13 protein-coding genes and 1 tRNA gene are annotated in these 16,389 nt (G+C 71.6%); 7 read left to right on the forward strand and 7 right to left on the reverse strand.

Going from position 1 to position 16,389, the window contains the following annotated elements:
- Positions 1-194: 194 nt before the first annotated feature.
- Positions 195-320 carry a hypothetical protein gene (locus AB0K92_RS27075; protein WP_365926999.1) on the reverse strand — a complete coding sequence of 42 codons (126 nt, stop codon included), beginning with the start codon at positions 318-320 and terminating at the stop codon, positions 195-197.
- 473 nt (positions 321-793) lie between these two features.
- Between AB0K92_RS27075 and AB0K92_RS27080 the strand changes: the two genes are divergently transcribed.
- The 4 genes from AB0K92_RS27080 (at position 794) to AB0K92_RS27095 (ending at position 5,849) form a co-directional block, all read left to right on the forward strand.
- Positions 794-2,491, forward strand: coding sequence for a hypothetical protein (locus AB0K92_RS27080; RefSeq protein WP_365927083.1), 1,698 nt, complete (start codon positions 794-796; stop codon positions 2,489-2,491).
- A 504-nt stretch (positions 2,492-2,995) separates the two neighbouring features.
- A complete protein-coding gene (uppS, locus tag AB0K92_RS27085) occupies positions 2,996-3,709 on the forward strand; it encodes a polyprenyl diphosphate synthase (protein WP_365927001.1) in 714 nt (237 codons plus the stop codon).
- 83 nt (positions 3,710-3,792) lie between these two features.
- A complete protein-coding gene (locus tag AB0K92_RS27090; RefSeq protein ID WP_365927085.1) occupies positions 3,793-5,289 on the forward strand; it encodes an oxygenase MpaB family protein in 1,497 nt (498 codons plus the stop codon).
- Between the two features lie 26 nt (positions 5,290-5,315).
- Positions 5,316-5,849: a hypothetical protein gene (locus AB0K92_RS27095; RefSeq protein WP_365927003.1), complete on the forward strand. Its 534-nt coding sequence runs from the start codon at positions 5,316-5,318 to the stop codon at positions 5,847-5,849.
- 348 nt (positions 5,850-6,197) lie between these two features.
- On the opposite strand, the gene AB0K92_RS27100 is transcribed toward AB0K92_RS27095, so the two are convergent.
- Positions 6,198-6,265, reverse strand: a tRNA-Ser gene (locus tag AB0K92_RS27100).
- A 309-nt stretch (positions 6,266-6,574) separates the two neighbouring features.
- On the opposite strand from AB0K92_RS27100, the gene AB0K92_RS27105 reads away from it, so the two are divergent.
- Positions 6,575-8,149 (forward strand): pectate lyase, encoded by a 1,575-nt coding sequence (locus AB0K92_RS27105; protein WP_365927005.1) that lies wholly within the window; start codon positions 6,575-6,577, stop codon positions 8,147-8,149.
- 113 nt (positions 8,150-8,262) lie between these two features.
- Here AB0K92_RS27105 and AB0K92_RS27110 read toward each other — a convergent pair whose 3' ends face one another.
- The 3 genes from AB0K92_RS27110 to AB0K92_RS27120 all read right to left on the reverse strand — a co-directional run bounded on the left by AB0K92_RS27110 (position 8,263) and on the right by AB0K92_RS27120 (position 12,614).
- Positions 8,263-9,879 carry a carboxylesterase/lipase family protein gene (locus AB0K92_RS27110; RefSeq protein WP_365927007.1) on the reverse strand — a complete coding sequence of 539 codons (1,617 nt, stop codon included), beginning with the start codon at positions 9,877-9,879 and terminating at the stop codon, positions 8,263-8,265.
- A 187-nt stretch (positions 9,880-10,066) separates the two neighbouring features.
- Entirely contained in the window at positions 10,067-11,677 is a 1,611-nt protein-coding gene (locus tag AB0K92_RS27115) for an MDR family MFS transporter (protein ID WP_365927009.1), read from the reverse strand.
- 157 nt (positions 11,678-11,834) lie between these two features.
- Complete coding sequence (locus AB0K92_RS27120; protein WP_365927011.1) at positions 11,835-12,614, reverse strand: TetR/AcrR family transcriptional regulator; 780 nt, start codon at positions 12,612-12,614, stop codon at positions 11,835-11,837.
- Positions 12,615-12,754: 140 nt separating this feature from the next.
- Here AB0K92_RS27120 and AB0K92_RS27125 point away from each other — a divergent pair, with 140 nt between their 5' ends.
- Positions 12,755-13,033 (forward strand): GlsB/YeaQ/YmgE family stress response membrane protein, encoded by a 279-nt coding sequence (locus AB0K92_RS27125; protein ID WP_166004322.1) that lies wholly within the window; start codon positions 12,755-12,757, stop codon positions 13,031-13,033.
- A gap of 129 nt (positions 13,034-13,162) precedes the next feature.
- Here the strand turns inward: AB0K92_RS27125 and AB0K92_RS27130 are convergent, their stop codons facing one another.
- Both AB0K92_RS27130 and AB0K92_RS27135 read right to left on the reverse strand, forming a co-directional pair.
- Positions 13,163-13,909 carry a hypothetical protein gene (locus tag AB0K92_RS27130; RefSeq protein WP_365927013.1) on the reverse strand — a complete coding sequence of 249 codons (747 nt, stop codon included), beginning with the start codon at positions 13,907-13,909 and terminating at the stop codon, positions 13,163-13,165.
- Positions 13,910-14,153: 244 nt separating this feature from the next.
- Positions 14,154-15,305: an FAD-dependent monooxygenase gene (locus tag AB0K92_RS27135; protein WP_365927015.1), complete on the reverse strand. Its 1,152-nt coding sequence runs from the start codon at positions 15,303-15,305 to the stop codon at positions 14,154-14,156.
- Between the two features lie 104 nt (positions 15,306-15,409).
- Here AB0K92_RS27135 and AB0K92_RS27140 point away from each other — a divergent pair, with 104 nt between their 5' ends.
- A complete protein-coding gene (locus AB0K92_RS27140; protein ID WP_365927017.1) occupies positions 15,410-16,327 on the forward strand; it encodes a TetR/AcrR family transcriptional regulator C-terminal domain-containing protein in 918 nt (305 codons plus the stop codon).
- Positions 16,328-16,389: the final 62 nt, after the last annotated feature.

Below are 16,389 nucleotides of genomic sequence, written 5' to 3' on the forward strand. Positions count from 1 at the left end.
CTGCTCGTGCCGGGCGGAGAACGCCTGGAGCGTGGCGGGGACGGTGCGGTGGCGGGCGAGTTCCTCGGCGAGCACCAGCGCGTCCTCGACGGCGAGCCGCGATGCGCCGCAGGCCGGCCGCTGCCACGAGGTGCCGGAGGCCGCCACGCGGCGCGTGCGGTGGCGGCCGCCGCGGCCGTGACGCCCGGCGCGGGTCAGGCCAGGCTCTGAACCGACGTCTTGCGGCGCGCGGCGTACAGGCCGAGACCGGCGACGGCCAGGACCCCGAGGCCGCCCGCGGTCACCGTCGGGGCGTCCAGGGCGCCGCCGCCGGTGTGCATGCCGCCACGGGGCTTGTCGTGGCCGCCGCCCCAGGACTCCTTCTCGCTCCGGGAGTCCTTGCCGTACCCGCTGTCCTCGTGGCTGCCGGAGTCGCCGCCCTTCTGGTAGCCGCCCGACTCGTGCTTGCTCTCCTTGGAGGAGGAGCCCGAGTCGTACGTGCTGTCCTTCTCCTGCTCCTTGCCGTACGAAGAGCCTCACGGTCCGAGCCGTAGTCGTCCGCGTAGGCGCCGGGTGCGCCCAGGGCGAGGGCAACCGTGGCCCCCGCGGTGACCGGACGCGTCTGTCGGAGTGTCTGCGCGCCGCGAGGCCCCGGATGCGGTAGGGCGAAGGGCGCCGAGCGGCGCGCTGAGCGCTCTGCCGCCCCGCGGCGGAAGACCATTACGCTGAGTGCCCGATGCGCGACGCACCGGCGGCGACCGTACGGCGGGTCGACGGGGCGGCGGCGGCCGTACGGTTCGGGAGGCGGACACACATGGACTACTACGATCTCGGCACGCACACCCGTCCGGTGACGACCACGTCGGCCGAGGCGCAGCTGTGGTTCGACCGGGGCCTGGTGTGGACGTACGCCTTCCACCACGAGGAGGCCGTCCGCTGCTTCGAGGCCGCCGCGGCGGCCGATCCCGGGTGCGCCATGGCGTACTGGGGCATCGCCTACGCCCTCGGCCCCAACTACAACAAGCCGTGGGACTTCTTCGACGAACGGGAACTGGCCCGGACCGTCGAGCGCACGCACACCGCCGTCGAGCGGGCCCACGAGCGGGCCGCCGACGCCGCCACGCCCGTCGAGCGGGCCCTGATCGGCGCGCTGCGCGCCCGCTACCCGCAGGCCCGGCCGGCCGAGGACTGCTCCGTGTGGAACGCGCCGTACGCCGACAGCATGCGCGCCGCCTACGACCTCGCCCCCGACGATCCTGACGTCGCCACCCTGTACGCCGACGCGCTGATGAACCTGACGCCGTGGCAGCTGTGGGACCTGCGCACCGGGGAGCCCGCCGAGGGCGCGCGCACGCTGGAGGCACGGGCGGTCCTGGAGCGGGCGCTGCGCGCGCCGGGCGGACGCGACCATCCGGGTGTCCTCCATCTGTACATCCACCTGATGGAGATGTCGCCGACACCCGAGACGGCGCTGCCGGTCGCCGACCGGCTGCGCGGCCTGGTCCCGGACGCAGGTCACCTCCAGCACATGCCCTCGCACCTCGAAGTGCTGTGCGGGGACTACCGGCAGGTCGTCGCGGACAACAGCGCCGCGATCGCCGCGGACGAGAAATACCGCGCGTGGGCCGGGGCGATGAACTTCTACACCCTCTACCGCTCGCACAACTATCACTTCAAGATCTACGGCGCGATGTTCCTCGGCCGGTCGGACGTCGCCCTGGAGACGGCGGCCCGGCTGGAGGCGTCCATCCCGGAGGAGCTGCTGCGGGTGGAGAGCCCGCCCATGGCCGACTGGCTGGAGGGGTTCCTCGCCATGCGCGTGCACGTGCTGATCCGGTTCGGCCGGTGGGACGACATCCTCGCCCTGCCGCTGCCCGAGGACCCGGAGCTGTACAGCGTCACCACGGCGATGCTGCGGTACGCCCGGGGCGTCGCCCTCGCCGCGACCGGCCGGGTCGCCGAGGCCGAGGCGGAGCGGGAGCTGTTCCGCGCGGCGGTCGGCCGGGTGCCCGGGACGCGGATGCTGTTCAACAACACCTGCCTCGACATCCTGCCCATCGCCTCCGCGATGCTGGACGGCGAACTCGCCTACCGCAAGGGCGAGTTCGACGCGGCCTTCGCCGCACTGGAGCGGTCCGTCGCCCTGGACGACGGCCTGCCCTACGACGAGCCGTGGGGCTGGATGCAGCCCACCCGGCACGCCCTGGGCGCCCTGCTGCTGGAGCAGGGCCGGGTCGCCGAGGCGGAGGCGGTCTACCGAGCCGACCTCGGCCTGGACGACACTCTGCCGCGCCCCTGCCGCCACCCCGGCAACGTCTGGGCCCTGCACGGCTTCCACGAGTGCCTGCAGCGGCAGGGCAGGACCGCGGAGGCGGCGATCGTCGCCCAGCAGCTCACCGTCGCCACCGCCCTGGCCGACGTCCCCGTCACAGCCTCCTGCTTCTGCCGCACCGAGCCCGCCGGGCCAGGCGTGGGGGTGACGCCGTCCCACTGCTGCGGCACGGACGGGTGAGGCCGGCGCCGGTGCGGATGCCGATGTCGGTGCCCGTGCCGGGCCGATGCCGTGTCCGTGACGGCGCCGGTGCCCATGCCGGTGCGCGGCGGGCGTCGCGCGGTCGGTGGGACGCGACGGCCGGCGCGACGCGTGAGGACCCGATCAGCTGCCGGCACCCCTCGGCGCACACCGGCGAGCTGCTGGTGCCGGACGGCCACCCCGAACTCCGATCGGCTCGAACACTCGCACCAAAGGTGAATCCAGGAGGATGCGCGGACCGCGGACGCCGGTCGCTGTCAGTCTGCTGCTGACGATCGCGGGCGGCGCGGCGCCGGGACAAGCCCGTGGCGTCGGGCAGGCCCGGCGGTGACGTACCTGCCTCGGGGGCTTGGAGGAGCGGGCGTGACAGTGCGGCAGTCCACGGACGGCGGGATGTCCTCCGCACCGGCTGTTCGCCGGGAAACCACGGCGGCGACTGCGGGCCCGGCCCACTCGGCGCGGGCGGCGGCGACTCCACGGGACGTGCCGCGTCATGTGGCGTGTGTCATGGACGGCAACGGCCGGTGGGCGCAGCAGCGTTCGCTGCCGCGCACGGTCGGGCACCGGGCCGCGGAGACGACGGTGATCGACGTCATCGAGGCGGCGCGTTCGGCGGGTGTGGGCTGGCTGAGTCTGTTCGCGTTCTCCACCGAGAACTGGCGCCGCCCGGACACCGAGGTCGCCTTCCTCATGCACCTGGTGCGCCGGGTGGTGCGCAAGCACGCGCCACTGCTGCACGCGCGGGGCATCCGCTGCCGCTTCCTCGGCATGACGGACCCCCGCATCCCGCCGGAGCTCAGCCGGGACATCGAGGACCTGACGACGCTGACCGCGGCGAACCGGGGCATGACGCTGACCGTCGCGTTCGACCACGGCGGCCGCCGCGACATCGTCGAGGCCGCACGGTCACTGATCCGCAGCGGTGTGCCGGCCGAGACCGTGGACGAGGAGATGTTCGCCGCTCACCTGCCCATGGCCGACACCCCGGACGTGGACCTGGTCATCCGCACCTCCGGGGAACAACGCATCTCCAACTTCATGCTCTGGCAGGTCGCCTACGCCGAATGGCTCTTCCCGCCGGTGCTGTGGCCCGACTTCCGCGCACCGGACTTCCTTCAGTGCCTGCACGCCTACCGGCAACGCGAGCGCCGCTTCGGCGCCGTGCCCACGGACGAGAACGGAGCCCCCCGATCGTGACCACCACCGACAACGGCCGGACCGAGACCGACGACGCCGCTTCCACACCCCCGGGCGGCGGGGACGGCGGTGCTCCGAACGAGGTGCTGTTCGGGCCCGGCTCGGAATTCCACGCGCTCTTCAACGATCCGCGCTGGGCGCTGGCCATGGTCCGGGCGACCGTACTGGAGGCCGCTCACCCGCAGATCGGCGCCGCTCTGGCGGACAACTCCACCTTCGTCGCCCACCCTTGGCGGCGGCTGAAGAACACCTTCCTCAGCATGCAGCGCATGCTCGGCGCCGACGAGCAGGTACGGCAGCGGGAGGCCGCACGGCTCAACCGCCTGCACGCCCGCCTGCGCGGCGCCAGCACCGGCACCGACGCCGGCGCTGGCACTGGCACTGGCACTGGCACCGGCACGGGCACGGGCACGGGCACGGGCACGGGCACTGGCCAACGGCCCTATGACGCGATGGACCCGGCTGTGCGGGCCTGGGTGGTGGCGACCCTGTTCGAAAGCGCCGTCACCATGTGCAGGCTCAGCGGACAGCCCCTCGAACAGCGCGCCATGGAGCGGTTGTACGCCGAGTTCCGCGCCTACCTGGCCGCCATGGGCGACGAATCCGGGCATCTGCCGGACGCTCTCGCTGACTTCTGGCCCTACTTCGACCAGGTGGTCGAGCGGGAACTGGAGAGCACGGACGCCATGCACATCATCCTGTTCAAGCTCTTCGACCACCTCCCTGCCCCGCCGGTGCTCAGCGGGTTTCCCGCCCTGTGGGCCGCCGGCCGGGCCGTGGCCGGCCCGGTCATCGGAGCGATCACCGTGGCCTCGCTGCCCGAATCGTTCCGCCGCAAGGCCGGACTGCCCGAGATCGCGGGAGTGCAGACGCTGATGCAGGGCGCCTACCTCGCCGCCGGCCTGGCGCGTTTCCTGCCCGACGGCTGGATCCAGGCGGCCGGCATCGTCGACCTGCTCGCGACCTCCCCGCACAGCGACGACCCCCGCGCCCGCACCGTCACCGCCCTGCGCGAGCAGATGAAACGCGCCGGCGCCCTCCTGAGGCTCCTCACCCCCCTTCCCGCGCAGCCGGAACCGGAACCCGCGGGGGACACGGCGACGCGGCGCAGCGCGCAGGAGTTCTTCGCCGAAGTCCTCGACCAGACCGGCGACGGCTACCTGGACTGGCCAGACCTCGCCGCCATGGCCCGCGAAATGGCCGGCCGTCTCGACCTGGACGAACCAGAGGAGACCAGGCTCTACGACGCCTGTGCCGACTGGTGGCGCGAACTGCAGGCGGCGCTCGACACGGACGGCGACGGACGCGTCAGCGCCCGCGAGTACGCCGCCGCGGTTCCCGCCATGGCCTGCCCCGCGCTGATCAGGTTCGCCGAGGTCCTGTTCGACGTCACCGACAAGGACGGCAACCAGCGCATCGACGCCGGCGAATACCGGGCCCTGTTCCGGACCGCCTTCCACCGCGACACCACCCACGGCGACGGCACTTACACCCGCGGTGCGTTCGTCAGCGAGTTCCTGTCCTTCATGTCCGGCCGCCACCGCACCACCCCCTACGACCCGTTGCTCGCCGAGGCCTGATCACGCGGGCTGCTAGCGTCACCACCGTGGCAAACCGTTCATACCTCTACTCCGCGGACTCCCTGCCGAACGAGGCGGAGATTCCCCAGTGGATCCGGTGCATATCCGAACACAACTGGGACATCCCACTCGCGCACAAGCTCATGGTGGGGCGCGGAACGACGATCGTCCCCTCCATGATCTGGAACCCTCCGATCGGCATCGCCGCGGACTACGCCGACGGGGCGGCCCTGCTGCGTGACCTCCTGCGCGCGGTCGGCAAGGGCCTGGAGGACGACGCCGAGTTCGCCGAGTGCGTTGCCAGGACCACGGCGCACCTCGAGAAGCAGCAGGCGCGGTACTTCGTCCTCGAGACCGGGGAGATCGTCTCGATGACGAGTGACGATCCGGCAGCGAGCGTGCGGCGTCTGGTGTCCGTGGACATCCCCGACGCCGTCGCCAGGGCGGAGGCGGCGATCGCCGGCCGGAACGACGACTGGCTGGCCTCGGTCCGAGCCGACTGGCAAAGGCACTTCGCGTCCTTCTACAGCGAAGCGCTCCACTTCTCCTTCCCCGACTGACGCAACCCGCGGCCGAGGGCGCCACGGCAGAGGCTGGAGCCCCGCACTCGCAGCAGGGGTCCCCCGCTCGCGCCGTGGTGTCCTGCGCCTCCCGCCCCGACGAACTGATCGAGTCACGGGCGTCCGTGTGGTCTCCAACCCTGCGGCCGAGGGCTTGCATCGGAGCTGAGGGCCGACACCGAACACGTCGCGGAGCGCGCCTCCGCGCACCCCGATGAGCGCCACCGCCGCCGGCCAAGTGTCGGTCCGGCGGCGGTTCAGCCGCTCGCGGCGGCGTAGTGTGCAGAGATCGAAGTCGGCAGCGGAGAACTTTTCAAGGCGTCCTGGGCCACTGGACGACACCGGCACGGCCGGTGACGGGATTCGAACCCGCGTACCCGCTTTCGAGGCGAAGTATCCGCAGCCTGCGCACCTGCACGGCAGCGACTGTAGCAAGCGGGGTGATGGCCGGCACCAGGTTTTCGCGCCGCCCGGAGTTCTCCGAGGGCCCCGCCACGCCCGCCCCCACCGCGTCGTCGGCCGCACCGCTGCAGGGATATTGCCACCGCGTCGGCCACCGCTCTATCCTCGCCGTCCAGAAAGCGCTTTCCCCAGTGGCGTGCGGGGCCGCTGTCGAAGCGAGTGCAGCAGTGCGTCCGGGCTTCACCCGGCATTCGGCGACGCGTGGCGCATGCCGTACGTCGAGTGCCGCGTGGCGAGTGACGCCTGACGAATGGGGAGACGACATGAGACGACCAGCGGCCCTGCGCGTCTACGCGGCGCTGGGCACACTCGCCCTCGCGGCCGCGGCCGGTGCGGTGGTGTCGGCGCCGGACGCGTCGGCGGCGGTGACCGGCAGCGCGACCGGTTACGCGACGCAGAACGGCGGCACGACCGGCGGCGCGGGCGGGCAGACGGTGCGGGCCACGACGGGCACCGCGATCCACCAGGCCCTGTGCGGCCGGGCCGGCAGCAGCACTCCGATCACCATCCAGGTCGAGGGCACCATCAACCACGGCAACACCAGCAAGGTGTCGGGGTCCAGTTGCAGCACCGCGGACGGGGTGATCGAGCTCAAGCAGATCAGCAACGTCACGATCGTCGGCGTCGGCAGTGGTGCCGTCTTCGACCAAGTGGGCATCCACATCCGCGAGTCGAAGAACATCATCATCCAGAACGTGACGGTCCGGAACGTCAAGAAGTCCGGCTCGCCCACGTCCAACGGCGGTGACGCCATCGGCATGGAGAGCAACGTCCGCAACGTGTGGGTGGACCACGTCACGCTGGAGGCCTCGGGCGGGGAGTCGGAGGGCTACGACGGCCTCTTCGACATGAAGGACAACACCCAGTACGTGACCCTGTCCTACAGCATTCTGCGCAACTCCGGCCGGGGCGGCCTCATCGGCTCCAGCGAGAGCGACGTCTCGAACGGGTACGTCACGTTCCACCACAACAAGTACGAGAACATCGACTCCCGCACGCCCCTGCTGCGCGGCGGCGTCGCCCACATGTACAACAACCACTACTTCAGCCTGAACGAGTCCGGGATCAACTCCCGCGCCGGCGCCCGCGCCAAGGTGGACAACAACTACTTCGAGGACTCCAAGGACGTCCTGGGCACCTTCTACACCGACGCCGCCGGTTACTGGCAGGTGAGCGGCAACGTCTTCGACAACGTCACCTGGTCCCAGCCCGGCACCGACAACAACCCCGCCGGGCCGAACCCCCAGTCCAACACCACCGTCAGCATCCCGTATTCCTACCGCCTCGACGCCGCGAGCTGCGTGCCGGGTGTCGTGAGCCAGACCGCGGGTGCCAACAAGGGGCTGCGGGTGTCGGACGGCAACTGCACCCCGCAGACGCCCACTCCGACGCCGACCACCCCGGCGCCCACCCCCACCACGCCCACCCCGACGCCGACGACGCCCACGCCCACGCCCACCCAGCCCGCCGGCACCAACCTCTCCATCGGAGCCGGTTCCGACGGCTCCAGCAAGGCGGACGGGACCAGCTACGGCAACGTGCGCGACGGCAACCTGAGCACCTACTGGTCACCGGCCGGCTCCACCGGTTCCATCTCCATCAAGTGGGGCTCCCCCACGACCGTGTCGGCCATCAACATCCGGGAGACGTCGGCGGCCGCGGGCCGGATCGGCTCCTGGCGGGTCGTCAACGCCGACACCGGAGCGGTCCTCGCGTCCGGCAGCAAGGCCGGGGTGATCGCCGTACCCCGGACCACACTGAGCAAGATCACCTTCGAGATCACCGGCTCCAGCGGCACACCGCAGGTCGCCGAGTTCGAGACCTACGCCGGGCAGTGACGGCGGGCCGCCGCCCCGCCTGTCCTCCGCTCATGCCGAATGGTGGAGGACAGGCCGCGGCACCGGAGACGGTGCCGGCCGGGGGCGGCGGCATCGCGCCTCCCCGCTGACGGTCAGGAAGCCGGCCCGGTCCACAGGTCGCAGTGGTGGGCCTGCGGGAAGGTGTCCACCGGGGTGATGGCCTCCGGGGCGAGCGTCTGCACCTTCGGGTATTGGGGCCAGCGCGGCGCGTTCGCGGCGTACGGCACCCCCGTCCTGGCGAAGTTGGTCCAGTAGCCGAGCATCTTCTCCGACAAGGCGGTCTGGGCGGGGGTCCCGGTGACGCCGCCGAAGACGTAGCGGATCTCGGAGCCGTGGGGTGCGCCGAGGGGGAAGCTGACGGGGAGGTTCAGATAGTCCATGGCGTGCCGGTCGGCGAACTCGTACTGGTAGGAGCGGGTGTGCTCGGCCATGAGTCCGGCGGTGCGCGACTGGAGGCAGGCGAACTGGGAGTCCGTGAGGACCGCGCCGAGCGCTTCGGCGGGTGAGCCGTACTCGGACAGGGGATAGCGGGCCAGGATCGTCTCGGCCCGGTCGCCGTGGAGCGCGCGGACGGCCGCCGGGTAGCCCTCGGCGGTGAGCCGGCGGCCGGCGAGGTCGTAGGTGGTCGCGACGGTCAGCCGCCCTTCGTCGGCGGTGGTGCCCTGGAGCACGGGGACCCGGTGGAAGCGTCCGCTCTTCAGCGCGTCCGTCACCTGCGAGGGAAGGATCGCGCCGTCGACGTTGGGCACCCAGCGCGCGGTGGGGCGGGCCGAGGCCGCGAGGAGTTCGGCGGCGGGTTCGGCGCGCAGGCAGGCGACGTCGGCGCAGCCGAGGGAGTCGGCCCAGGCCTTGCCGCTGCTCTCCTGCGACTCCTGGGTGGGCAGCGGGAAGCCGCAGCCGGACTGGGCGATGGCCCGGTCGAACAGGCCGGTCGCGGCCGGTGAGACGAGGTGCTGGCAGACGCTGCCGCCGCCCGCGGACTCGCCGAACACGGTCACGTTGCCGGGGTCGCCGCCGAACGCCGCGATGTTGTCGCGCACCCAGCGCAGCGCGGCCTGCTGGTCCAGGAGGCCGTAGTTGCCGGACAGTCCGCGCGGCGACTCTCCGGTCAGCCCGGGGTGGGCGAGGTAACCGAACACGCCGAGGCGGTAGTTGAGGTGGACGGTGATCACGTCGCCCTTGGCGGCCAGGGTGCCGCCGTCGTAGAAGGAGCCGGAGCCGACGGTGAAGCCGCCGCCGTGGATCCACACCATCACCGGCCGCTGCCGGTGCGAGGGCTGTGCGGGGGTGTGGACGTTCAGGTAGAGGCAGTCCTCACTGGGCGTGCCGGGTCCGGCGAGGTTCCCCCAGGGCGTGGACGACGGCTGCTGCATGCAGGGGTTGCCGGGGGCCGTGGCGTCGCGGACGCCGGACCAGCGGGCGGGCGGGGACGGCGGTTTCCACCGCAGGGATCCGACGGGCGGCGCGGCGTACGGGATCCCCAGGTAGGAGTGGGCGGCGCCGCTCGCCTTGCCCCGCAGCTGCCCGTACCGGGTGGAGACCGTCGGGCCGTCGCCCGCCGCCGGAGCGGGGGCGACGGCGGCCACCGGTACGGCGGCCACCGGCTCCGCGGCCTCCCGTACGGCGGCCTCGGACGACGGCAGCGCGCCCGACAGCCCGCCGGACAGCAGTAACGCTCCCGCGAGCAGGGTCGGGTGACTCTTCGTCAAGTACCTTCTCAGCGGACCGGACATCGGCACCTCGGATACGGCTGGACGACATGGTCCGTGCAGTGTCGTGGGGCACCGGGAACGCCCGGACCGCGTAAATCACCAGTCCCTGACCGCGTCGGGAGACGACGCGGGTCAGTGGGACGGGTGGGAGTCGTAGCAGTGCCGGACGGCGGGACCTCCGGCCTCAGCCGACCCGGTCCGCGGGCTGCCGGGGCTCGGCCGCGGTGGCGGCTGCCTCCTCGGCGAGGCGTTCCATGCCGCTGGTGGTCTTCAGAGGCTTCTCCTTGATGAAGAGGACGGCGACGAGGGCGAGCAGCGCGAAGGGGGTCGCGACGAGGAAGAGGTCGGCGGTGGCGACACCGTAGGCGTGTTCCACGATGGCCCGCATCGGCGCCGGCAGTGTGGTCATGTCCGGGACGCCGTGCCCGGCGGCCTGTCCGGTGCCGGCGGGGGTGCCCGCCTCGGCGAGGCTCTTGGTGATCTCGTCGGTGACGCGGTTGGCGAGGATCGCGCCGAGCACACTGGTGCCGATGGTGCCGCCCATGCTGCGGAAGAACGACAGCACGGAGGTGGCGGCGCCGAGTTCGGCGGCGGGCACGTCGTTCTGCGCGGCGAGCACCAGGTTCTGCATCAGCATGCCGACGCCGATGCCGAGGACCGCCATGTAGAGGCTGAGCAGGGCGAAGTGGGTGTCGGTGCCGATGGTGGAGAGCAGGGCGAGGCCGGCGGTCATCACGGCGGCGCCCGCGACGAGGTACACCTTCCACCTGCCGGTGGCGCTGATGATCTGCCCGGCGACGGTGGAGGACACCAGCAGGCCGAGGACCATCGGCAGGCTCATCAGGCCCGCGACGGTCGCGGACTTGCCCAGGGAGACCTGGAAGTACTGGGAGAGGAACACGGTGCCGCCGAACATGGCGACGCCGACGAGCAGGCTGGCGACGGTGGTCAGGGTGACCGTGCGGTTGCGGAAGATGTCCAGCGGGATGACCGGTTCGGCGGCGCGCGACTCGACGTAGACGGCGATCGCGAGCAGAACCACGCCCGTGCCCGTCAGGGCGGCGGTCTGCCAGGAGGCCCAGTCGAACTGGTTGCCCGCGAGCGAGACCCAGATGAGCAGCGCGCAGACGCCGGCGACGATCAGGAAGGCGCCCAGGAAGTCGATCTTCACTTCGCGGCGCTGCACGGCCAGCAGCTTCAGGGTGCGCTGGAGCAGCACGATGGCCAGCAGCGCGAAGGGGACGCCGATGAAGAAGCACCAGCGCCAGCCGAGCCACGAGGTGTCCACCAGGACGCCGCCGATGAGCGGCCCGGCGACGGTGCCGACGGCGAAGACGGCGCCGAAGAGGCCGGAGTACTTGCCGAGGCGGCGCGGCGGGATGATGGCGGCCATCACGACCTGCGCGAGCGCGGTGAGACCGCCCGCGCCGATGCCCTGCGCGACGCGGCTGAAGATGAGCAGGCCCACCTCGTGGGAGAACCCGGCCAGCAGCGAGCCCACCACGAACATGCCCAGGGAGAGCTGGAGCAGCAGTTTCTGGTTGTAGAGGTCGGACAGCTTGCCCCACAGGGGCACGGTCGCCGTCATGGCCAGCAGTTCGGCGGTGACGACCCAGGTGTACGAGGACTGGCTGGCGCCGAGGTCGGCGATGATCCGGGGCAGGGCGTTGGACACGACGGTGCCCGCGAGGATGGCGACGAACATGCCGGCCATCAGCCCGGACATCGCCTGGAGTATCTGCCGGTCGGACATGGCGGTGGGAGGCGCCTGCTCGGGCGCCGGTGTTGCGTTCACGAGGTCTCTCTCGGTTCAGGGGCGGTTCACGACAGGTCCGGGCGGGCGCCGACGGCGTCAGGGCGCGCCCGGGGACACATGAGGGCCGCGGTGCGGGGTGCGGGAGGGGGAGGCGGGGATCGGCCGAGGACACGGTGGCCGAGGGGACGGGCAGGCGTCAGTCCTGTCCGTCGACCGTCCCGGACGGTGTCCCGGACGGTGTTCCGGACGGTGCCCGCAGACCGGCGGCGAGAAGGTCGAACGCCTCCTCGAAGACGTCCGCGAAGGGCCGTTCCTCCTGGCGTACGCACCAGTGCTCGAAGGCGACCCGGACGGCGGTCACGCCGACGGCGGCCAGCAGCCGCGGATACAGGTCCAGGGCGAGCCTGCGGCTGACGTCGTCGGCGGACGACGCGGTGGACCCGGCGGATGCGGCGGACGGTTCGGCGGGTGCGGAGGACGGTTCGGCGGAGGCGGAGGACGGTTCGGCGGAGGCGCCGGCGCGGAGCCGTTCGGCGAGGGTCTCGGCGAGCCCGAGCTCGTCGGAGGCGTACACGCCGAGGCTGCGCACCAGGAGCCGCGGTGACCGGCGCAGCACCTCCGCGTGGAGCCGCCACAGCTCATGCTGCTGCTCCACCTCCGCCAGCTCGGCGGCCATGGCCCGGCGCAGTGCCTGGAGCGGCGGGAGGTCCGCGGGGGCGGCGAGGACCGCGTCCCGGATCCGGGTGCGGGAGTCCGCGCCGATCATCACGAAGACGTCGTCGCGGGAGTCGAAGTAGTTGAAGAACGTGCGGGGAGACACCCCCGCCGCCTCGCTGATCGCCTCGACGGTGACGTTCTCCGCCCCGTGCTCCGCCGCCAGCCGGACCGCCGCTTCCACGAGGGCGGCCCGCGTCGCCCGCTTCTTGCGCTCACGCAGCCCGCCCGGCGGGGCACTCTCCTCTGTCACATCCTGCATAGTACGCAAACTTGCAGGCCCTGCATAAACATCGCCATCTGAGCGCCACGACCAGGAGACAGCACGGCGCGACGTTTGTTCGGGCGTAATCGGTGCAGACGATGAGCTGACACAGCCTTTATATGGAACGGAGAGGCACCATGGGCATCATCGCGTGGATCATCATCGGCCTGCTCGCCGGCGCCATCGCCAAGGCGCTGATGCCGGGCAAGGACCCCGGCGGCATCATCATCACCATGCTCATCGGCATCGCGGGTGGTCTGCTCGGCGGCTGGCTCGGCAAGGTCATCTTCGGCGTCGACTCGGTCGACGGCTTCTTCGAACTCTCCACCTGGATCGCCGCGATCATCGGCTCCGTCATCCTGCTCGCCCTCTACCGCCTCGTCACCGGCAACCGGCACACGCACCGCCACGCATAACCCGCTGAAGGCTCAACGCCTCCGGCACCTACACGCTGACGGCTCCCTTCCTTCGGACGGGAGCCGTCAGCGTGTCCGGACCGGGCGAGCAGCCGGGTTGGCCAGACGCCGGCAGGGGGTGCCGGGGACCTACTTCACGTCCACGTAGTCACCGGCGGAGTCGGCGGCGCCGGTCGTGGCGTTGCCGTTGTAGCGCCAGCGCCATGTGCCGTCCTGGGAGGCGGTCACCGTTGCCTTCAGATTTCCGGTGCTGCCGGCGGTGACCGTCTTGACCGTGGTGTAGGTGGTGGAACCGGCGGGCTTGAACTGCAGGTTCACCAGCCGGCCGCCGCAGTTGTCGTAGCGGTGCGCACTCCAGTTGGCGCGCTGCACGGTGCCGGTGACGGTGATCGGGCTGCCCTTGGCGGCCGGCTCCGGGGAGGCGTTCGCCTTCACGATGCGCGAGGCGCGCTGGAGACGGACCGTCGCGGAGAGCCCGTCCCTGTCGTAGCCGCCGTTCTTCTTGATCGCCAGGCCGTAGCTCTTCCAGTCGGTGGCGTCGCTGTTGACGAGGTGACCGCCGTTGCCGACCGGCATGCCGTCGGGGTCCACCTCGATCGTCTCGTCGCAGTGGTGATACGTGTAGCCGCCCGAGGAGGTCCGCGAGCAGCCCCACCGGGTCGTGGAGATTGCGAGCGTGTACGAGTCGGGATCGGTCCCCCGGTAGGCGTCGACGGACCAGGAGTCGAGCGTCACGTCGGTCTTCATGGTGTACGTCAGCGGGGCCTCGACCTCGGCGCTCAGGCCGACGACGATGGGCTTCCCGTGGTTGAACACGACGTTCGAGAACGCGATGTCGCTGTCGGCGGCGTGCGCGTTCGGCGCGGTGAGCCCCACGCCCGCCAGCGTCATCCCGGCAGTCACCGCCGCGGCGGCCGCGCGCCGTGCAGCCGAAAGTCCGCGCCGCTGGGAAGCAGCAGCCGATGCCGAAGTGGTCATTCCCCGCCCCTGAGTCGCGTGTCTGCGCGGCGAACCGACTGCCCGCCGCGGCGACTGTAGTTCATCCGCCGGCCACCGCCCGGCGTGGGGGCGACTGTCCGCTCCGACGACCACGGCGTCTGCCCGGCGCCGTCCCCGGGAGTCAGTGGGGAGCGTAGTCCGGGAGTCGGATCGCTTCCGGGCGGGTGTTCTCCGGGGCGTTGGCTGCGATCATGTCCAGCACTTCCTGGCTGGGAGCGGGCATGAAGAACCGCTGCGCGCCCTCGCGGCCCACGGCCTGGTGCTCGGTGACGAAGGGCCGCATCGTCTGCTCGTAGGCCGCGAACGCAGCCGTGTGGTCGCTGCCGGCCCGCGCCAGCTCGCCGGCCAGGACGTACGCGCCGATCAGCGCCTGTGACGTGCCGCGGCCCGAGGTCGGGGCCGCGCAGTAGCCGGCATCGCCGACCAGGACGACCCGGCCGTCGGCCCAGGTGTCCATCACCACCAGGGCGTTGGTGTCGAACCAGAAGTCCTCGGCCGTCCGCATCTCCGTCAACAGCCGCGGGATCTCCCAGCCCTCACCGGCGAACCGTTCGGCGATGATGCGCTGCTGCTCGCCGATGTCGTGGCGGTCGTACTCCAGATGCTCGGCTGCCAGGTGGAGGGCGGCCCGGGCCCGGCCGGCCGCGTCGTCGGCGAACATGTTGGCCGCCTTCCCGGGGGAGACGTAGAGCCGCCCGGTGTGGTGCAGTCCCAGATAGTTCGGCAGGCTGAAGACGGCGGTGTGGATCCCCAGAGGTTCGACGAAGCGCTCCTCGGGGCCGAAGGTCAGTGACCGGACCCGCGAGTGCAGCCCGTCGGCGCCGACCAGCAGGTCGAACCGGCGGGACGCCCCGCTCTCGAAGGTGACGTGCACGCCGTCGGCGTCCTGCTCCACCGCGAGGAGGGAGTCGTCGAAGAGGTACTCCGCCCTGTCCTGCGCGGCCGCGTACAGCAGGCGGGTCAGTTCCGCCTTGGGGACCTCCAGGTCGCCCGCGAAGACCTCGGCCGGCAGGGTGGCGTACTGCCTGCCTTCGGCGTCCACCATCGCGGCGTCGCCCATCTTGGTGTCCAGTGCCCGGACCGGCTCCAGCAGGTTCATCCGGTCCAGGACGTGAAGGGCTGCACCGCGGAAGTCGACGGTATAGCCGCCGTGCCGGACCCGCGGGGCGCGTTCGACCACCGTGACATGGAAGCCGTGGCGGTCCAGCCAGTAGGCGAGTGTCAGTCCCGCGACACCGGCGCCGGAGATCAGGACGTTCTTGTTCGTCGTCATGAGTGCACCGTACGAACACCGAGACCGCTGCTGAAGTGCTCTTTCCTGGAAAGCGATCTAGTGCAGGCAGAGTGGGGCGCACTAGTGCACTACGCTTCGAGACCATGACTCAGCCGCCCTACGCACGGATCGCGGCGGAACTGCGCCGCCGTATCCAGGCGGGCGAACTCGCTCCAGGTGACCGCGTCCCCTCCACCCGGGCCATCACCCAGCGATGGGGAGTGGCCATGGCCACGGCCACCAAAGCGCTGACCGCGCTCCGCCACGAAGGCCTGGTGCGGGCTGTTCCCGGAGTCGGGACCGTGGTCGCCGACACCGCGCCGCAGGCCCGCTCGGCCAGCTCCACCGCCGAGGACCCGGCCGTACGGACCCGCGTCGTCCGCGCGGCCATGGCCCTCGCCGACGCCGAGGGGACTGCCGGGCTGACGATGCGCCGGGTCGCCGCGGAACTCGGCATACCGACCATGTCGCTCTACCGGCACGTCGCGAACAAGGAACAGCTGCTCGCCCTGATGGTGGACGCCGCTTTCGCCGGTGAGCCGCTGCCCACGCGGCCGCCGGAGGGCTGGCGGGCCCGGCTGGAGCTGTCCGCGGCCATCCAGTGGCGCCTGTACCGAGCCCATCCGTGGCTGGCTGCCGCCCTGAACCTCAGCCGCCCCCTGCTCGTGCCGCACGGCATGCGGCACATCGAATGGGCCCTGGCCGCCCTGGACGGCCTCGGGCTGGACGCCGACACCCGCATGCACGCGGCGGTCACCCTCTTCGGATACGTCCGCGGCCAGGCGATCGACACGGAACCCGAAGCACGCGCCACCCGGTCCAGCGGGATCACCGGGGAACAGTGGATGGACGCCCAGCACGACCGCATGACCGCACTGCTCGCTCAGGGACGCCTGCCGCATTTCGCCTCCGTCGCCGATGAGGTCGCCCTCTCGTCCACGTCCCTGTACGAGTTCGGCCTGACCACCCTCCTCGACGGCCTCGCCACGCGCATCAGCATGGTGAAGCCCACGGCACAGTGACCTGAGGCATGGTCACGACGACGGCGCGCCGTCATCGCGCGGGACGCGCCGCCGGTGGGCGG

This window comes from Streptomyces sp. NPDC052687 (assembly GCF_040678395.1).
Classification (GTDB): domain Bacteria; phylum Actinomycetota; class Actinomycetes; order Streptomycetales; family Streptomycetaceae; genus Streptomyces.

Coding starts and splice junctions, on each gene's coding strand:
- AB0K92_RS27075 (WP_365926999.1), bottom strand. CDS start 320: ATGCACACCGGCGGCGGCGCCCTGGACGCCCCGACGGTGACCGCGGGC.
- AB0K92_RS27080 (WP_365927083.1), top strand. CDS start 794: ATGGACTACTACGATCTCGGCACGCACACCCGTCCGGTGACGACCACG.
- AB0K92_RS27105 (WP_365927005.1), top strand. CDS start 6,575: ATGAGACGACCAGCGGCCCTGCGCGTCTACGCGGCGCTGGGCACACTC.
- AB0K92_RS27120 (WP_365927011.1), bottom strand. CDS start 12,614: ATGCAGGATGTGACAGAGGAGAGTGCCCCGCCGGGCGGGCTGCGTGAG.
- AB0K92_RS27125 (WP_166004322.1), top strand. CDS start 12,755: ATGGGCATCATCGCGTGGATCATCATCGGCCTGCTCGCCGGCGCCATC.
- AB0K92_RS27135 (WP_365927015.1), bottom strand. CDS start 15,305: ATGACGACGAACAAGAACGTCCTGATCTCCGGCGCCGGTGTCGCGGGA.
- AB0K92_RS27140 (WP_365927017.1), top strand. CDS start 15,410: ATGACTCAGCCGCCCTACGCACGGATCGCGGCGGAACTGCGCCGCCGT.